The 467-nt window shown below is 61.0% G+C and carries 1 pseudogene; it reads right to left on the bottom strand.

The features are described from left to right. Positions 1-467 (bottom strand): annotated as a pseudogene (locus EGI20_RS19025) (glycine dehydrogenase (aminomethyl-transferring)); the annotation flags it as partial.

Genomic DNA, 467 nt, shown 5'->3' with positions numbered 1-467 from the left:
GCGTGCAGCTCGGCCTTGGCCTTGAGATCGGTGAGATCCACATTGCCCAATTCGTCGCACTTCACCACCACCACCTGCATGCCCAGCATCTGCGCGGTAGCGGGGTTGGTGCCGTGTGCCGATTGCGGAATCAGGCACACGGTGCGCGCAACATCACCACGGCTTTCGTGGTAGCGCAAGATAGCGAGCAAGCCGGCATATTCGCCCGAGGCGCCGGAGTTGGGCTGCATCGAGATGGCGTCAAAACCGGTAATCGCCATCAGCTGCGCCTGCAAGCCGGCAATCATTTCGTGATAGCCAACCGCCTGATCGGCCGGGCAGAACGGATGCAGCTCGGCAAAAGCAGGCCAGGTCACCGGCAGCATCTCGGCCACGGCGTTCAGCTTCATGGTGCACGAGCCCAGACTGATCATGGACTGATTCAGTGCGAGGTCGCGGTTTTCCAGACGCTTGAGGTAGCGCAACAT

This window comes from Aquitalea sp. S1-19 (genome assembly GCF_024343515.1).
The sequence above is the reverse complement of the archived record's forward strand: the minus strand, read 5'-3'. Positions and strand labels throughout refer to the sequence as shown.